At 62.8% G+C, this 15805-nt stretch carries 16 protein-coding genes and 1 pseudogene; 8 read left to right on the top strand and 9 right to left on the bottom strand.

The features are described 5' to 3' along the window. Window positions 1-192: 192 nt before the first annotated feature. Window positions 193-1299, bottom strand: coding sequence for a DNA polymerase III subunit beta (gene dnaN / locus VL15_RS08315; protein WP_006750113.1), 1107 nt, complete (start codon window positions 1297-1299; stop codon window positions 193-195). Between the two features lie 169 nt (window positions 1300-1468). After that, complete coding sequence (dnaA, locus tag VL15_RS08310; RefSeq protein WP_048244767.1) at window positions 1469-3037, bottom strand: chromosomal replication initiator protein DnaA; 1569 nt, start codon at window positions 3035-3037, stop codon at window positions 1469-1471. A 421-nt stretch (window positions 3038-3458) separates the two neighbouring features. Here dnaA and rpmH point away from each other — a divergent pair, with 421 nt between their 5' ends. From rpmH to yidC, 4 genes are all read left to right on the top strand, one after another. Beyond that, complete coding sequence (gene rpmH / locus VL15_RS08305; protein WP_004198824.1) at window positions 3459-3593, top strand: 50S ribosomal protein L34; 135 nt, start codon at window positions 3459-3461, stop codon at window positions 3591-3593. A gap of 15 nt (window positions 3594-3608) precedes the next feature. Further along, complete coding sequence (gene rnpA, locus VL15_RS08300) at window positions 3609-4070, top strand: ribonuclease P protein component (RefSeq protein WP_048244765.1); 462 nt, start codon at window positions 3609-3611, stop codon at window positions 4068-4070. A 75-nt stretch (window positions 4071-4145) separates the two neighbouring features. Further along, on the top strand, window positions 4146-4412 hold the full coding sequence (gene yidD, locus VL15_RS08295) for a membrane protein insertion efficiency factor YidD (RefSeq protein WP_009694594.1): 267 nt from the start codon (window positions 4146-4148) through the stop codon (window positions 4410-4412). An 8-nt stretch (window positions 4413-4420) separates the two neighbouring features. Beyond that, window positions 4421-6088, top strand: coding sequence for a membrane protein insertase YidC (gene yidC, locus VL15_RS08290; protein WP_048244764.1), 1668 nt, complete (start codon window positions 4421-4423; stop codon window positions 6086-6088). Window positions 6089-6214: 126 nt separating this feature from the next. On the opposite strand, the gene VL15_RS08285 is transcribed toward yidC, so the two are convergent. After that, a complete protein-coding gene (locus VL15_RS08285) occupies window positions 6215-6649 on the bottom strand; it encodes a transcriptional regulator (protein WP_048244762.1) in 435 nt (144 codons plus the stop codon). 338 nt (window positions 6650-6987) lie between these two features. On the opposite strand from VL15_RS08285, the gene mnmE reads away from it, so the two are divergent. Next, window positions 6988-8382 (top strand): tRNA uridine-5-carboxymethylaminomethyl(34) synthesis GTPase MnmE, encoded by a 1395-nt coding sequence (gene mnmE, locus VL15_RS08280; RefSeq protein WP_048244760.1) that lies wholly within the window; start codon window positions 6988-6990, stop codon window positions 8380-8382. A gap of 484 nt (window positions 8383-8866) precedes the next feature. Here the strand turns inward: mnmE and VL15_RS43120 are convergent. The 5 genes and pseudogenes from VL15_RS43120 to VL15_RS42640 form a co-directional block, all read right to left on the bottom strand. Beyond that, a pseudogene (locus VL15_RS43120) lies at window positions 8867-9687 on the bottom strand (DUF6402 family protein). Next, complete coding sequence (locus tag VL15_RS43115) at window positions 9635-10084, bottom strand: hypothetical protein (protein WP_230684371.1); 450 nt, start codon at window positions 10082-10084, stop codon at window positions 9635-9637. The pseudogene VL15_RS43120 and the gene VL15_RS43115 overlap by 53 nt, the downstream one beginning before the upstream one ends. A gap of 903 nt (window positions 10085-10987) precedes the next feature. Beyond that, the gene (locus VL15_RS08275; protein WP_048244758.1) at window positions 10988-12346 is read right to left on the bottom strand and encodes a GGDEF domain-containing protein; all 1359 of its coding nucleotides are present in this window, start codon (window positions 12344-12346) and stop codon (window positions 10988-10990) included. A 114-nt stretch (window positions 12347-12460) separates the two neighbouring features. After that, window positions 12461-12709, bottom strand: a complete 249-nt coding sequence (locus tag VL15_RS08270) for a DUF2795 domain-containing protein (protein ID WP_048244790.1) — start codon at window positions 12707-12709, stop codon at window positions 12461-12463. Window positions 12710-12824: 115 nt separating this feature from the next. After that, a complete protein-coding gene (locus VL15_RS42640) occupies window positions 12825-12995 on the bottom strand; it encodes a hypothetical protein (protein WP_014895655.1) in 171 nt (56 codons plus the stop codon). A 150-nt stretch (window positions 12996-13145) separates the two neighbouring features. Between VL15_RS42640 and speG the strand changes: the two genes are divergently transcribed. The 3 genes from speG to VL15_RS08250 all read left to right on the top strand — a co-directional run bounded on the left by speG (window position 13146) and on the right by VL15_RS08250 (window position 15272). After that, complete coding sequence (gene speG, locus VL15_RS08260; protein WP_048244756.1) at window positions 13146-13688, top strand: spermidine N1-acetyltransferase; 543 nt, start codon at window positions 13146-13148, stop codon at window positions 13686-13688. 502 nt (window positions 13689-14190) lie between these two features. Continuing rightward, window positions 14191-14538: a surface attachment protein Sap1 gene (sap1, locus tag VL15_RS08255; protein WP_048244754.1), complete on the top strand. Its 348-nt coding sequence runs from the start codon at window positions 14191-14193 to the stop codon at window positions 14536-14538. A gap of 179 nt (window positions 14539-14717) precedes the next feature. Further along, on the top strand, window positions 14718-15272 hold the full coding sequence (locus VL15_RS08250) for a YaeQ family protein (RefSeq protein ID WP_048244753.1): 555 nt from the start codon (window positions 14718-14720) through the stop codon (window positions 15270-15272). 21 nt (window positions 15273-15293) lie between these two features. Here VL15_RS08250 and VL15_RS08245 read toward each other — a convergent pair whose 3' ends face one another. Continuing rightward, window positions 15294-15707 carry a VOC family protein gene (locus VL15_RS08245; RefSeq protein ID WP_048244751.1) on the bottom strand — a complete coding sequence of 138 codons (414 nt, stop codon included), beginning with the start codon at window positions 15705-15707 and terminating at the stop codon, window positions 15294-15296. Window positions 15708-15805 lie beyond the last annotated feature (98 nt).

The following is a 15805-nucleotide window of genomic DNA, read 5'->3' as shown; positions in this document are numbered from 1 at the left end:
GATATCTTCCGGTTCTGCGAGGCCACTCTAGTGGCGGCGCGGTGCGTTTCAGCGAGAGAAATCGCCGGGCCGCTCCAGTTTCCTGGCCCGTCCACGGTGCCGGTCAGGCACCGAAAGGACAGGTTGTCGGTTCGCCATAAAAACGCCAAAGGGGCTTGCCGCCCCCTGGTGTGTGTCGTGATGTCGCGCGCGTCAGATGCGCATCGGCATCACGACATACTTGAACTCTTCGTTCTCGGGCACCGTGATCAGCGCGCTCGAGCTGGCGTCGCCGAGGCTCACCTGCACGGTGTCGACCTTCAGGTTCGCGAGCACGTCGAGCAGATACGTGACGTTGAAGCCGATGTCGACGGTGTCGCCCTGGTAGGCAATTTCCAGTTCTTCCTGCGCCTCTTCCTGATCGGCGTTGGTCGACATGATCTTCAACTGGCCCGGCGCGATGATGCAGCGCACGCCCTTGAACTTGTCCGAGGTCAGGATGGCCGCGCGTTGCAGCGAACGCTGCAGTTCTTCGCGGCCGATCTCGAACGTGTTCTTGTGCGCCTTCGGGATCACGCGCTGGAAGTCGGGGAACTTGCCCTCGACGAGTTTCGACACGAGCTCGACCTGGCCGAACGTGAACTTGGCCTGGGTTTGCGCGATGTCGATGGTGACGGTGTCGTCGATGTCCTCGAGCAGGCGTTGCAGCTCGAGAATCGTCTTGCGCGGGACGATCACTTCCTGGCGGCCGAACGTGCCGCCTTCGAGCTTCATCGACGAGAACGCGAGGCGGTGGCCGTCGGTGGCCACGGCCATCAGCTGGTCGCCGTCGACGACGAGCAGCATGCCGTTCAGGTAGTAGCGGATGTCCTGCTGCGCCATCGCGAAGTGCACCATGCCGAGCAGCTGGCGGAACGACTTCTGCGGGACGGTGAGGGTCGCGCCGAAATCCTTCGCCTGCGCGACGGTCGGGAACTCGTCGGCCGCGAGGGTTTGCAGTGCGAAGCGGCTCTTGCCCGATTGAACGGTGAGGCGCTTGTCGGCGAGCGACAGCGTGACCTGGCCGTCAGGCATCGCGCGCAGGATGTCGAGCAGCTTGCGGGCCGCGACGGTGGTCGCCACCTGGTCGCCGCCGACGCCGAAATCGGCGCGCGTGGTGATCTGCAGCTCCAGGTCGGTCGACAGGAACGAAACGTCCGGGCCGTTCTTGGTGATCAGCAGGTTGGCGAGGATCGGCAACGTATGGCGGCGTTCGACGATGCCGCTGACCGTTTGCAGCGGCCTGAGGAGGGTGTCTCGTTCGGTCTTGACCAGTTGCATAGAGTTCCTTCGTTGAGTAACGGCCTGCAGCGCAGCAGCCTCGCAGCGCCCCGCCGGCCGGGCTCTTGGCCCGCCTCCACCGGGGCGGTCAAACCAGTATTGTGCCTCAAAACCGAACCGCCCCCCTTAATTTGGGGCGGATGCCGAATTATCAAGCGCGCCCGCGCGCTCAGCCCTTCAGCGTCTGTTCCAGCACGTGCAGCTCGTGGTTGAGCTGCGCGTCCTTGCTGCGCTCGTCGGCGATCTTGCGCACGGCATGCAGCACGGTGGTGTGATCGCGCCCGCCGAACAGCTCGCCGATTTCCGGCAGGCTCTTCTGCGTGAGTTCCTTCGCGAGGTACATCGCGATCTGCCGCGGCCGCGCGATGTTCGCCGGACGCTTCTTCGAATACATGTCCGCGACCTTGATGTTGTAGAAGTCGGCGACGGTCTTCTGGATGTTCTCGACCGAAATCTGCCGGTTCTGCACGGTCAGCAGGTCCTTCAGCGCTTCCTTGGTCAGCTCGATCGAGATCTCGCGGCCGTGGAACTTCGAATACGCGAGGATCTTGCGCAGCGCGCCTTCAAGTTCGCGCACGTTCGAGCGCAGGTGCTTCGCGACGAAGAACGCGACGTCCTCCGACAGGTTCACGCCTTCCGACTGCGCCTTGCGCATCAGGATCGCGACGCGCATTTCCAGCTCGGGCGGCTCGATCGCAACGGTGAGGCCCGAGTCGAAGCGCGAGATCAGGCGATCGTCGATCCCCGAAATCTCCTTCGGATACGTGTCGCTGGTGATGATCACCTGCGCCTTGTTCGCAACCAGAGCCTCGAACGCGTAGAAGAATTCTTCCTGCGTGCGCGACTTGCCGGAGAAGAACTGGATATCGTCGATCAGCAGCAGGTCGAGCGAGTGGTAGTAGCGCTTGAAGTCGTCGAACGCCTTGCGCTGGTACGCCTTCACCACGTCCGACACGTATTGCTCGGCGTGGATGTAGCGGATTCGCGCGCCGGCCTTGTCGAGCAGCAGCTGGTTGCCGATCGCGTGGATCAGGTGGGTCTTGCCGAGGCCGACGCCGCCGTACAGGAACAGCGGGTTGTACGAGATGCCGGGGTTGTCGGCGACCTGGATCGCGGCGGCGCGCGCAAGCTGGTTCGCTTTACCGGTCACGAAGTTGTCGAACGTGAGCACGGGGTTCAGCTTCGAGCGCTCGTACATCGAATCGGCTTCGCCGCCGGACGGCGCGGCGCCGGGGCCCGGGCGCCACGTGCGGCGGCCGGCGGCCGCTTCGTGCGCGGGCAGGCTCGGCAGGTCGATATCGGCGTCGTCGGCATTCAGGTGGTGCGCGGCGGCGGCCGACGGCGTCATCGGCACGCTGGACGCAGCGGCGGCATTCGCGCTCAGGTTCGCGGCGATCGCGGCCACCGTGGCGGCCGGGCCGGTCGGCTGCAGCGGCGCGCGCGGGACGCCGGCGCCCGGTGCTGCACCGGCCGCGGCGCTACGCATGCCGGCTTTGGGATCGAGGACGAACTGGACTTCGATCGGCGCGTTCCAGAAATCCCGGGCCAGATCGGAGATCCGGCCCGAAAACTGGCTCTTGACCCAGTCCAGCTTGAAACGGTTCGGCGCGGCGATGGACAGCGTGTTCGCCGACGCATCGAAGGCCACCGGGGCCAAGGGTTTGATCCACGTCACGTACTGCTGGGGCGTCAGCTCGCGCTCCAGCAGTGCGGAACAGTGTTGCCAGAAATCGTTCATCAAGTAACTGTCGTTTTTTGCATGCACAGCGCGGCTCGCAGGCGCCCTTGTCGCAATCGCGCAACAAGGCCCGAAGCGGTCGTGCGAGCGTGCCTCGGACGCCTGCGTCACAGTCGTGGAGAGGCAGGCGAGCGCCGAGGCGGCGTGCGGGATTCTTGGAGATAAGGCGAGATTCTAACGCCAAACGCCGCCACAGCGGGACTTATCCACAGGCTGTGATGGTGGGTCGCAGGGCCGGATCGGCCGGGGTCGGCACAGGCGGACGACTCCTAAGGTATTGACCGCCAACAGAAAACCGGTTTAAATAGCGGGTTCCGCGAAAACCAATCCTGTATTCCCGGCGATTGCGTTCGCCCGAATGCCTCCGGTTAAGGGCACGCGGTCCCCTGAATTTCGACATTCTCGAACAAGTGAGAACATCATGAAACGTACTTACCAACCGTCCGTGACGCGCCGCAAGCGCACCCATGGCTTCCGTGTCCGTATGAAGACGGCAGGTGGCCGCAAGGTCATCAACGCTCGCCGCGCGAAGGGCCGCAAGCGCCTCGCCATCTAAGGCAGGTTGCGCGCTGTGTCCGCCGTCCGCAGTCCTGCGGAAGGTGCCGTCGAGCCGGGTGCGAATCCGTTGCAGACGAAAGCCGCCTTCCCGAAAGCTGCGCGACTTCTGAAAACGGATGAATTTTCATCCGTTTTTCGTTTGCGCCCTTGGCGGCGCTCCGCGCACTTCGTGATCTACGGCAAGCCGACCGGTCAGCCCGCGCGTCTGGGGCTCGTCGTCGGCAAGAAGTACGCGCCGCGTGCAGTCACGCGTAATCTGGTGAAGCGGCTGGCGCGCGATGCATTTCGCGTGCGCCGGGCCGAATTCGCCGGTTACGACCTGCTGCTGCGGCAGCACACGCGCTTCGACAAGAAAGCGCTGCCGAGCGCGGCTTCCGCCCCGCTCGCGGCGATGTGCGCGGCCGAAATCCGCGAACTGCTCGACAGGGCAGTCCGGGAGATCGCTCGCCGCGCGTCGAAGCCCGCGTCCGAGTGACGCATCCGTCCGCGGTGCGGCGTTCGCGCCCGCCCGGCCGGTTTTGACGCGGCGCCGAACGGCGCCGCCCAAGGTATGGAAACGGTATTGATCGCCTTGCTGCGCTTCTACAAGGTTGCCGTGAGCCCTCTGCTCGGCAACCGTTGCCGTTTTTATCCTTCCTGTTCGGATTACGCGCGCGAGGCAATCCAGTATCATGGCGCCGCGCGCGGCACGTATCTCGCCGTCAGGCGCGTGTGCCGATGCCATCCGTTTTCCGCGGGCGGCATCGACCTCGTCCCGCCGCCCAACTCCGACACTCGCGCTCGCGGCGAAGCCGACGCGCGGTCCCATCGACTCTGAGACAACGCATGGATATCAAACGCACCGTCCTATGGGTGATCTTCTTCATGTCAGCTGTCATGCTGTACGACAACTGGCAGCGGTCCCATGGACGCCCGTCGATGTTCTTCCCGAGCGCTACGCAAACGGCCCCCGCGGCTGCTGCCGGCGGCGCATCGGGCACGGGCGCGACGACGACGACCGCAGGTGAAGTGCCTGCCGCCGCAGCCGGCACCGCACCGTCGACGACGGCACCGGCCGCACAGGCGCAGCTCGTGAAGTTCTCGACCGACGTGTACGACGGCGAAATCGACACGCGCGGCGGCACGCTCGCGAAGCTGACGCTGAAGAAGCAGGGCGACGGCAAGCAGCCTGACCTGTACATCACGCTGTTCGACCACACGGCCGGCCACACGTATCTCGCACGCTCGGGCCTGCTCGGCGGCGACTTCCCGAACCACAACGACGTCTACACGCAGGTGAACACCGGCTCGACTTCGCTGGCGGGCGACCAGAACGCGCTGAAGCTGTCGTTCGAATCGCCGGTGAAGGGTGGCGTGAAGGTCGTGAAGACCTACACGTTCACGCGCGGCAGCTACGTGATCGGCGTCGATACCAAGATCGACAACGTCGGCACGACGCCTGTCACGCCGACGGTCTACATGGAACTCGTCCGCGACAACACGGCCGTCGAAACGCCGATGTTCTCGCACACGTTCCTCGGGCCGGCGGTCTACACGGACGCGAAGCACTTCCAGAAGATCAACTTCAGCGACCTCGACAAGAACAAGGCCGACTACGTGACCTCCGCCGACAACGGCTGGGTCGCGATGGTGCAGCACTACTTCGCGTCGGCATGGATTCCGCAGCAGGGCGTGAAGCGCGACATCTACGCGGAGAAGATCGATCCGACGCTGTACCGCGTCGGCGTGAAGCAGCCGGTCGCCGCGATCGCGCCGGGCCAGTCGGCCGACGTGCAGGCTCGCCTGTTCGCCGGTCCGGAAGAAGAGCGCATGCTCGAAGGCATCGCGCCGGGCCTGGAACTCGTGAAGGACTACGGCTGGGTGACGATCATCGCGAAGCCGCTGTTCTGGCTGCTCGAGAAGATCCACGGCTACGTCGGCAACTGGGGCTGGGCGATCGTGCTGCTGACGGTGCTGATCAAGGCCGTGTTCTTCCCGCTGTCGGCCGCGAGCTACAAGTCGATGGCGCGCATGAAGGAAATCACGCCGCGCATGCAGGCGCTGCGCGAACGCTTCAAGAGCGATCCGCAGAAGATGAATTCGGCGCTGATGGAGCTGTACAAGACCGAGAAGGTCAATCCGTTCGGCGGCTGCCTGCCGGTCGTGATCCAGATCCCGGTGTTCATCTCGCTGTACTGGGTGCTGCTCGCATCGGTCGAAATGCGCGGCGCGCCGTGGATTCTGTGGATCCACGACTTGTCGCAGCGCGATCCGTTCTTCATCCTGCCGGTGCTGATGGCCGTGTCGATGTTCGTGCAGACGAGCCTGAACCCGACGCCGCCGGACCCGGTCCAGGCGAAGATGATGAAGTTCATGCCGATCGCGTTCTCGGTCATGTTCTTCTTCTTCCCGGCCGGCCTCGTGCTGTATTACGTCGTGAACAACGTGCTGTCGATCGCGCAGCAGTACTACATCACGCGCAAGCTCGGCGGCGTCAAGAAGAAGCCGGCCTGACGCCCGGCGCACCCGCGGGCGGCGAGCCGCCCGCGATGCACGCAAAAAAAGCCGCATGGTTCGCCCATGCGGCTTTTTTGTTGGCTGGCGGCGGCGCGCGCCGTGCGATGCGCGTGCCGTTCCCGCTCAGGCCTTCTTCGCTTCGATTTTCGGCTCGCCGTAGAACTGCTCGATCAGTTCCTGAACGAGGTAGCGCTGATGCGGAGAAAGTGCCTCGATCTTCGACGCGAGTTCGATTGTCTCGGGCGTCGGCGGATAGCGCTCGTCGCGCGGCAGCGGTTGCGGCGTCGGGTGCTCGATCACGCTCGGCGACGGGCCGTAATGCAGCCAGTGCAGTTCGACGCGCAGCCATTCGGCGAGCGTTTCGAGTTTGTCCGACGTCGGAATCGTGCGGCCCGTCAGCCATTTGTGCGCGGTTTGCGGCGAAACGGGATGCGTTCCGCGGTGGCGCAGATTGAATCGGTTCGCAAGCTCCGTCGCGCCGGTGACCTTCTCCGGGCTGCGCCGCAGGGCGAATTTCAGGCGTTCCGAGAACGCGGCTTTTTCTTCGGATGTCGGCATGGGGGAGATTGTGCAATTCCACCGCCGCGTTTCAGACAACCATATGAGATAAACGTATCTCATTCGGACGAATCCCGGCCTTGCCCGGGATGGATGACGGAATTGAGGGACGCAGCGTCAAGCCGCTCCGGCAGGCATACTCGTCCGAAACGGTGGCTGCGACATTGCGTTGGACTGATACTCGACTTATCCCCGGCGGGATAAATTCGGGCGAGTCCGAATCCTGCGTGGCGGCCGGTGGCGTGTGGGCCGGCACGCTACAATGCCGGCGATCCGATGCCCGAACTGTTGCGCGGGCGCACCACTCACTGTCTGACCACCCGATTCATCCGATTCCCATGCTCGCTACCGATTCCGATCCGATCGTCGCCATTGCCACTGCTGCCGGCCGGGGCGGCATCGGTGTCGTCCGCGTGTCGTTCGGGCGCGGCGGCGAGGCGGCCGCGCTGCCGCTGATCGACGCGTTGTGCGGGCAGAAGCTCGCGCCGCGCCATGCGAGCTACGTGCCGTTCCTCGACGAGCACGGCGCGCCGCTCGACCGCGGCATCGCGCTGTATTTCCCGGCGCCGCACTCGTACACCGGCGAGCACGTGCTCGAGCTGCAGGGCCATGGCGGGCCGATCGTGATGCAGTTGCTGCTGCAGCGCTGCCTGGATGCGGGGCGCGGCTTCGGGTTGCGGCTCGCGGAGCCGGGCGAGTTCACGCGGCGCGCGTTCCTGAACGACAAGCTGGACCTTGCGCAGGCCGAGGCGGTTGCCGACCTGATCGAGGCGAGCACCGAGGCGGCGGCACGCTCGGCCGGGCGGTCGCTCGACGGCGCGTTCTCGCGGCAGATCCATGCGCTTGTCGACGACGTGATCACGCTGCGGATGCTGGTCGAGGCGACGCTGGATTTTCCGGAAGAGGAGATCGACTTCCTGGAAGCGGCCGACGCGCGCGGCAAGCTCGCGAAGATCCGCGCGCAGCTCGTGCATGTGCTCGGCGATGCGCGGCAGGGTGCGTTGTTGCGCGAAGGGTTGTCGGTCGTGCTCGCGGGGCAGCCGAACGTCGGCAAGTCGTCGCTGCTGAACGCGCTGGCCGGCGCGGAGCTGGCGATCGTCACGCCGATCGCCGGGACGACGCGCGACAAGGTTGCGCAGACGATCCAGGTCGAAGGGATTCCGCTGCACATCATCGATACGGCCGGGCTGCGCGAGACGGAGGATGAGGTCGAGCGGATCGGCATTGCGCGCACGTGGAGCGAGATCGAGCGCGCGGACGTCGTGCTGCACCTGCTCGATTCGCGCACGGGGCTGACGCCGGATGACGAGGTGATCGCCGCGCGGTTTCCGGGCGGCGTGCCGGTGGTGCGCGTACTGAACAAGACGGATCTGACTGGTGTGCCGGCTTGTGTCGAGCATCCGGCTGCGGAAGGGGATCTGACCGAGGTGCATCTGTCCGCGAAGCGCGGCGACGGGATCGACATGCTGCGTGCGGAGCTGCTGCGGATCGCGGGATGGCAGGCGGGGGCCGAGGGCGTGTATCTCGCGCGCGAGCGGCACCTGATCGCGCTGCGGGCCGCGCAGGAGCATCTCGCGCAGGCAGCGGATCATGCGGAGCAGCGCGCGCAGTCGCTCGATCTGTTTGCGGAGGAGCTGCGGCTCGCGCAGGAGCAGCTCAATGCGATTACCGGGGAGTTCACTTCGGATGATCTGCTGGGGGTGATTTTCAGCAGGTTTTGTATCGGGAAATAGAAGCGAAAAGGACTGCAAGCCGGGAATGGCACGGCCATTGCCCTGAAATAGAATGTGTCTGTACCCATCGATCAGATTGGCACTGTGGTTTTACAGGTGCGGACGTGCTGCTAGAAGCCGATCGATGAGCGATGGCGGGAGCGATATGTATATAGAGTCATCCCCGCCGTCTCCTTTTGAAAAGGACACATAGACATCGCCGTAGCTATTCCATGAAATTTCGGGAGTAGGTGTGCTAAATGTGTGCTGAGCTAACAACCTTCCGGTTTGCGCGCGGTACACACGGCCGACATATCGAGAATCTCCGCCTGGAACCCAGGCTAAGAGACACAGATCGGCAATATATGTCCCATCCGGAGATGTCGATTTTCTACATTGTTCTCCTCGGGGTGTTGGGTTAAAGAAAAAAATACCAACCAGTGCCATGAGAAGTGATGTAAGAATAATCTTCAAGGAATTACTCATAATATATTGTTGAGTTTTTTCACAGTGGGATTTCTATGGGAGGCGAGATCGGAATATATTTTTTGTCGGAGTAGATGATAAAGTCACCGCCTCTGGTGTGTATTTCAGCCCATCGTCGAAAGTCAACGTTCTCCACTGGATAGTAGACATTCCCTTTGATGAGCGAATTGCCTCTGGCGACCGCATATTTGACATATGGGACATGCTCGGAGTTCAAGAATGCAGCGGCTGCACTATATGGGACGACGATGACCCCGTTGCTACTCCAATGCCCTAAATATTGAGATCGCTCGCCGGGTTTGTCGGTAAATGTATAATTGTCTTTCACATACACCCACATTCCCGTCACCTCGGCTGTTGTTCTGTGGGAATCCACATCCCATGAGAAGCGCACGCTTCCGAGTGCTGCATATATGTTGAAGGAACCCAGCGCCCCAGATAAATCGTCAGGTACACCATTATTGCGAAGTTGTGCATCCAGTTGAGTTTCAATTTTTTGCCCAAACGTGCTGTCCACTCTTGAGTATTGAAATTGAAATCGTCGGTGAATATTGCGGAGATCGTTCCCGCATATGTCGTCGGTGTAGAGTCTCGTTGCACAGTCTTTATACGGGATCAGTAGTTTGTGAAGTTGATTTCTGGATTTTTGTGAGCGAATCGCTTCATTAATAAGGTGGTCGAATTGCTGCTTCGCCCGGGGGAAGCGCAAAACCCAATCCAATTTAATGGTGGACATGTCGTACATGTCGGAGGGGTACGGTTTCCGTCTTGATTGATTTCTGATGATTCATCCAAAGAGGTGCGTGAATAATTTAATTTTCCGGAAAACCACCGCTCCATCAGAGCGGCAGATTTTTGGGAGGTATATTTTGCGCATTGCTGCGGGAATCTCTTGGATATCAAACGCTGGTACGGAATCATCCCTTTTAGGCTTCACGATGACGGGTTTTTGAGGATCGGGAGCATTGAGCCACGCTTGAAAGCGTGCGAGAGCCTTGCCGGCCCTTTCCAAATCATCAACCATTTGGTCAAGAGAGTCACGCTTTGGCGCGATGGCGGCACGTTGGGGTTCGGTCACCTTCGGTTTTTGTTGCGTCGGAAGCGATGGTGCAGGTTTATCCATGGATAGCGCGATGTTTGGAACGATCTTGCATCCATCTTCTCCGTCATGGAGTTTCCATTTCCAAAAAATTTTATTTATTGTGAAGTGTGGGATTTTATCTTTATTTGATGGCATTTCTGCTTTGGCTTCGACGATGTTGAGCGGTACGTGCGATGCCTGTTACGCTAGCGTGGTCACGTCTCGAAAATCAATCGGACTAGTTCGAAATGTTTATCCGGATGATTGTTTTTTGACCAAATATAATCTGGATTTCCCTGGTCATGTAAATGCACTGGGATCGTGGGATCGTCGATGTGCCTGTCGATACTGAAAGGAGTTTCGCCTTTTTGACGTTCGTCTTGGTAGGGCAATTGGGACGAGCGTCAGCCCGCACCTAAACCACAAACTTGAGGTGACAGGTACTCGTTGAATTGTGAGCGAGTGATCAAAGGCGATCTGCGTTTCGCGAACGAGGCCTACGCATCGTGGAATGGGCGTTGGTGTGTCGCCACGACGCTCGTACAGCTGATGTCCACCGGGGCGGTGTCGACGTATGGGGGGCGTTTTGAATTTCGGGCGGCGAGGACGACCAACTGGATGATGGTCGAGGCATTGCCGATCGAAGATTGCCCACAAGGATGCGCGCTTCGAGCGTCGCCACTACGAAACGCTCGCTGCGCTGCAGGTATTTCTGATGCATGCCGAGCTGACAACACCGGCTTGATGGCGAGAGGATCCGGATAAACCCATCCGGATCATCCCCCGCTTCAATCCCAATGATGGTGATGGTAATACCCGCCACCACCGTAATACCCGCCGTCAGGCACCACGATACAGCCGCTCAGCAGCACGGCGACGCTGGCAATCAGCAAAAGAGTTTTCTTCATGGCGTTCACCTGCGTGGGTTCAATATGAAACCCAGCATAGCGAGCGCCTGCAACACCGGCTGTAAGCGTTCGTATCCCTGTTCCGCAATCCGTAACAGCGGATTATTCCGGTCAAAATGACCGTAACAAATGCCCCAAACAGCAGACGTTTTCAGGCGACGACGACCCTGTTTCGCCCCGCATCCTTCGCACGATACAGCGCGGCATCGGCGGCTTCGATCAACGCATCGGGTGTCGATAAGTCGTCGGCCGATACGGTCGCACAGCCGACGCTGACGCTCACGCGCCCCGCCGGCGCAGCAGGCATCGCGAGATCGAGCCGCAACACGGCTTCGCGCGCCTCTTCGGCAACCACCCGCGCACCGCGCGCGCCCGTGTTCGGCAGCACGATCGCGAACTCCTCGCCGCCGTAACGCGCGACGATATCCGCGGGCCGCCTCACCGCGCCGGCCAGCGCATTCGCGACCGCGATCAGGCACGCATCGCCCTTCACGTGACCGAACGCGTCGTTGTAGGCCTTGAAGAGGTCGACGTCGACCATCAGCAGCGACAGCGGTTCGCTTTGCCGTCGCGCCTGCAGGAACAGCGTGTGGAAATGATCGTTGAAGTGGCTGCGGTTGTACGCGCCGGTCAGGCCGTCGCGCGCGGAAGAACGAACCAGCGTCGCGTGCGCCTCGAACAGCTGCTGGTACAGCATCGTCACTTCCCAGGCGAGCACGCACACGAGCACACCGGGCGTGAACATGCTGAACACGCGCGCGAGATACCAGCCGACCGTGTAGCGGTTCGTGGCCAGCAGGTTCAGCGTCGTGTCGGTGAGGCACGCGAGCACCGCGATCGCGAGCCACAGGTCGAGCGTCGTGCGCAGCCGGCCGGTGGCCAGCACGGCAACGAGCGCAAGCGCATTGAGGATCCACACGAAGAGCGCGATGCCGTTGACGGGCAGCAAGGCCGCGTCGCCGGGCGGATGGAACGCGGGCGGCAGCGACACGTTCAGCGCGAACGCGCACAGCAGCGCGGCCGCGACGGCCGGCCCGCCGACGAGCGCGACCGCCCACCGGCGCGTCTGCCTGTCACCGACCGGTGCGCGCGTCAGCCGCTCGCGCGCGAGCAGCGCGGCCATCACGAAGCACGGGAAACCCGCATGCCAGAAGACCCACATCCAGGCGGCGCTTTGCGGGCGCGCGCCGAGCAGGCCTTGCGGCGCGAACACGCCCGGAAAGGTGAGCAGCTGCAGCGCGACGGCGAGCGCGGTGAACGCGTAGGCGCCGCCGAGCGCACCGAGCACGGGCTGGCGCGTGACGGTGAACTGCGCGCCGAGGAAGAACGCCGCGATGCTCGCGGTCGTGAACACGGTGAGCGCGCACATCGGCATGAACGGCTCGACGGCCGGCAGCGTGACGTTCGCGTGCGGCGCGGCGATTCCGAGCGCAAGCAGGATGACGAGCGCCGTCAACGCGCCGAACCAGAGCTGACGGCGCGTCGTGTGCTGGATCAGGATGCCTTCCATGGAGTCCCCCGGACACGCGTGCGGAAACGCCCGGTCTTGCGCCGGGCGGCACGGCACGCATCCGGCCGCGGCGCGACCGGTGCGGCCCGATCCTATCGCGTTATTGGCGCGCGCTCAAATGCCGAGCCCCGGGCCGAAGTTGCCGGCGACCCAGTGCGTGACGGCGTCGACGTCCGCGTAGTCCTGTTCGGGGAGGCCGTCGAGCATCGACAGCACTTCGTTGCTGGCGCCGGCGTCGCGCGCGGCATCGACGAGCGCATCCTTGTTCGCCGGGTAGCGGACGGCCGCGAGCACGTCGGCGATCTGCAGATCGATCGTTTCGTGAGGGATATCGTGCGGCGGGGGAGCGGGCTGGTCGTTCACGGCGGCGTCTCGCGGGTTGAGCGGGAATCGGATCGAAGCGGAATCGGGGCGCGCCACGTGTTACCCGGCTCGGGGCGGCCCGGCCGGCACGCACTGCGGAGGGACGGCGATCGACTCAATGCTCGCGTCGCACGCGGCGCCACGGGTGCTTCCAGTCGATATGGGGTGCGTTTTCGTCGCGTGGATGCTGACGCCGATGCTCCTGCCAAAGTTCGTCGGAGAACAGCGCCGCCACGATCACGAGCGGCAGGACGAGAAAAATACCGAGTATGACTTGCTCGATCACGATAGCCTCCCTGCGGTGGCAGGAACCCTAGCTCCCATTCTAGGCTCTGAACTTCGCCCGCGTTCAATTTCTTACAGTGCGAAACGGGCCCGAACGCGGCCGCGCCGCGCGGGCGTTTCGCACGTGCGCCGGCCTCAAAAAGGACTGAACATGCAACTCCAGAACGATACCAACACGCTTGCGCTACGACCGCTGGAGCGCCAGGACCTGCGCTTCGTCCACGAACTGAACAACGACGCGAAGATCATGCGCTACTGGTTCGAGGAGCCGTACGAAACCTTCTCGGAACTGTCACAACTGTACGACCGTCACGTGCACGACCAGCGCGAGCGCCGGTTCGTCACGGTCGATTCGCAAGGCGAACTGGTCGGCCTCGTCGAGTTGATCGAGCTCGACTACATCCATCGCCGCGGCGAGTTCCAGATCATCATCGCGCCGCAATGCCAGGGGCGCGGTTATGCGGGCCAGGCGACGCGCCTTGCGATCGAGTACGCATTCAAGGTGCTGAACATGCGCAAGCTGTACCTGATCGTCGATACGTCGAATGCGGCGGCGATTCACGTGTACGAAAAATGCGGATTCCAGCACGAGGCCGAATTGAAGGAAGAATTTTTCGGAAACGGCGCGTATCACAACGCTTATCGCATGTGCATTTTTCAGCGCGATTATTTCGAGCGCCAGCAATCGGCCTGAATAAAGCCGGGTCAAGACACTGACGAAAGACACCCGCGGCGGGGCCTCCGCGGGCGCCGGAGGCATGCGGGGAAATACGGATAAATACGCACGCGCTTATACCTGGCATTTTTCTTGTATCAGGTAAATGCGATGCCGCGTTGCGGTAAAGTCAGATCGTTTCGGATGACTTTAGGTGCAACGCATCAAAATGATCGGGATGGCGAAATGGATTATCCAAACCGTTCAATCGCCGCATTGTAATTTTTCTGAAAACCTTGCCGGATAACGCTTTCGGCCCGGTGTCACGGGCCGGTCCGCCGCGCGGCACACCTCGCCGCGTGCGCGCATCGCACGAAAATCGGGCTGCGCGCGGGGTGCGACAATCCGCCGCTATTGCGATCGCACAACAAATGTGCTTGCTATCGCTCGCCGGTCTTCTAAAGTGAAAAACGCGGGTTCACGATCATCTTTAAACACATAGCTAACCCAAGCCTGGTGCCCGCAAGCCTGGAGACAGAACATGATGAAACGAACCGGTGTCCTCGTTGCCCTCGTCGGTGCATTTTGCGTGGTGTCGATCGCCCAGGCCGGCGGCGATTCGGCCGTCAAGCCGACGCAGGAAATCCAGCTGACGAAGAACGCATGGGGCTGCCTGTCGAAAGACAATCTGGACTCCGTACTGAGCCACGAGCGTGACGGCAAATCGCAGGCGAAGCAGCAGTACTTCGACGACTTCCGTTGCCTGTCGGTACCGGAAGGCCAGCGTTTCCGCGTGGTGTCGGTCGAGCAGGGCGACGTGCAGTTCGTCAGCGCCGACAACAGCGACCAGCAGGGTCTCTGGACCGATTCGCGCTTCGTCAAGCAATAACCCGCGCAGTCGCACGACGCGCGAGCGCACCGGCCCGATTGGCCGGCGGCGCGAACCGAACACGGCCCGGCGCATGCCGGGCCGTTGCGCTGTGGAGTGCACATGACACGCGCCGGGCGGCGCGCATTCGGTATCATCACGGCCCGACCGAACCGAATGCCCGCCCGGGCCGCATCCGCATGGCGCTGAAATCCACGATCTACAAAGCCGAACTGCAAATTGCCGACATGGATCGGCATTACTACGCCGACCACGCGCTCACGGTGGCGCGCCATCCGTCGGAAACCGACGACCGGATGATGGTGCGGATCGTCGCATTCGCGCTGTTCGCGAACGAGCGGCTCGAATTCTGCAAGGGGCTGTCGGACGTCGACGAGCCCGATCTGTGGCAGAAGGACCTGACGGGCGCGATCGACGTCTGGATCGAGGCCGGCCAGCCCGACGAGCGGCGCATCTCGAAGGCGGCCGGCCGTGCCGGACAGGTCACGGTGATCGCGTACGGCGGCAAGACGTCGGATATCTGGTGGCAGGGCGTGCGCAGCAAGGTCGAGCGGCTGCGCAACGTGCAGGTGCTGTCGCTCGCCGATGGCGTCGCGGCCGCGCTCGGGCAGCTCGCGGAACGCACGATGCGCCTGCAGTGCACGGTGCAGGACGGCGCGGCGTGGATCTCGAGCGCCGATCACGACCCGATCGCGGTCGAATGGTCGGTCCTGAAGGCGCGCGCGGGCGCGTGACGGCCCGCGCACCGGCCGCGCTCAACCGATCGCGGCCGGCGGCCCCTTGAATTCGAGCATGTTGCCTTCGGGATCGAACAGGTAGATCGACGGCCCGTAGCCGCCGGCGCCGTAGCGCTCCGCAGGGGCTTCCGGCCGCGCGCCATGCGCGGCGAAATGCGCGGTCAGCGCGTCGGGATCGAACGGCTCGACGCGCAGGCACAGGTGATCGAGGTTGCGTCCGGTGCCGGGCGGCCCGCTGTCGGGACGGTCGATCGGGCCGCCGACCGATATCAGGTCGATCAGCGCATCGCCGGCGCGCAGCTGCACGAGGCCCAGATCGGGCTGTTCCTTCTCCACATGGCAGCCGACGGCGTCACAGTAAAAGCGCGTCATCGCCGCCATGTCGGTCACGCGCAGCACGATGTGATCGATCGCGCGGATGGTGGGCTTCATGGGCGGGCACTCCTTCGCAGTCGTCGAGCATCGAGTGTAGACGCATCGCGCCTGCGCCGCCCGCCGGAACGCGGCACAATCGACAGACGAAAAAAAGC

Source organism: Burkholderia cepacia (assembly GCF_001039005.1).
Lineage (GTDB): Bacteria > Pseudomonadota > Gammaproteobacteria > Burkholderiales > Burkholderiaceae > Burkholderia > Burkholderia theae.
The sequence above is the reverse complement of the archived record's forward strand: the minus strand, read 5'-3'. Positions and strand labels throughout refer to the sequence as shown.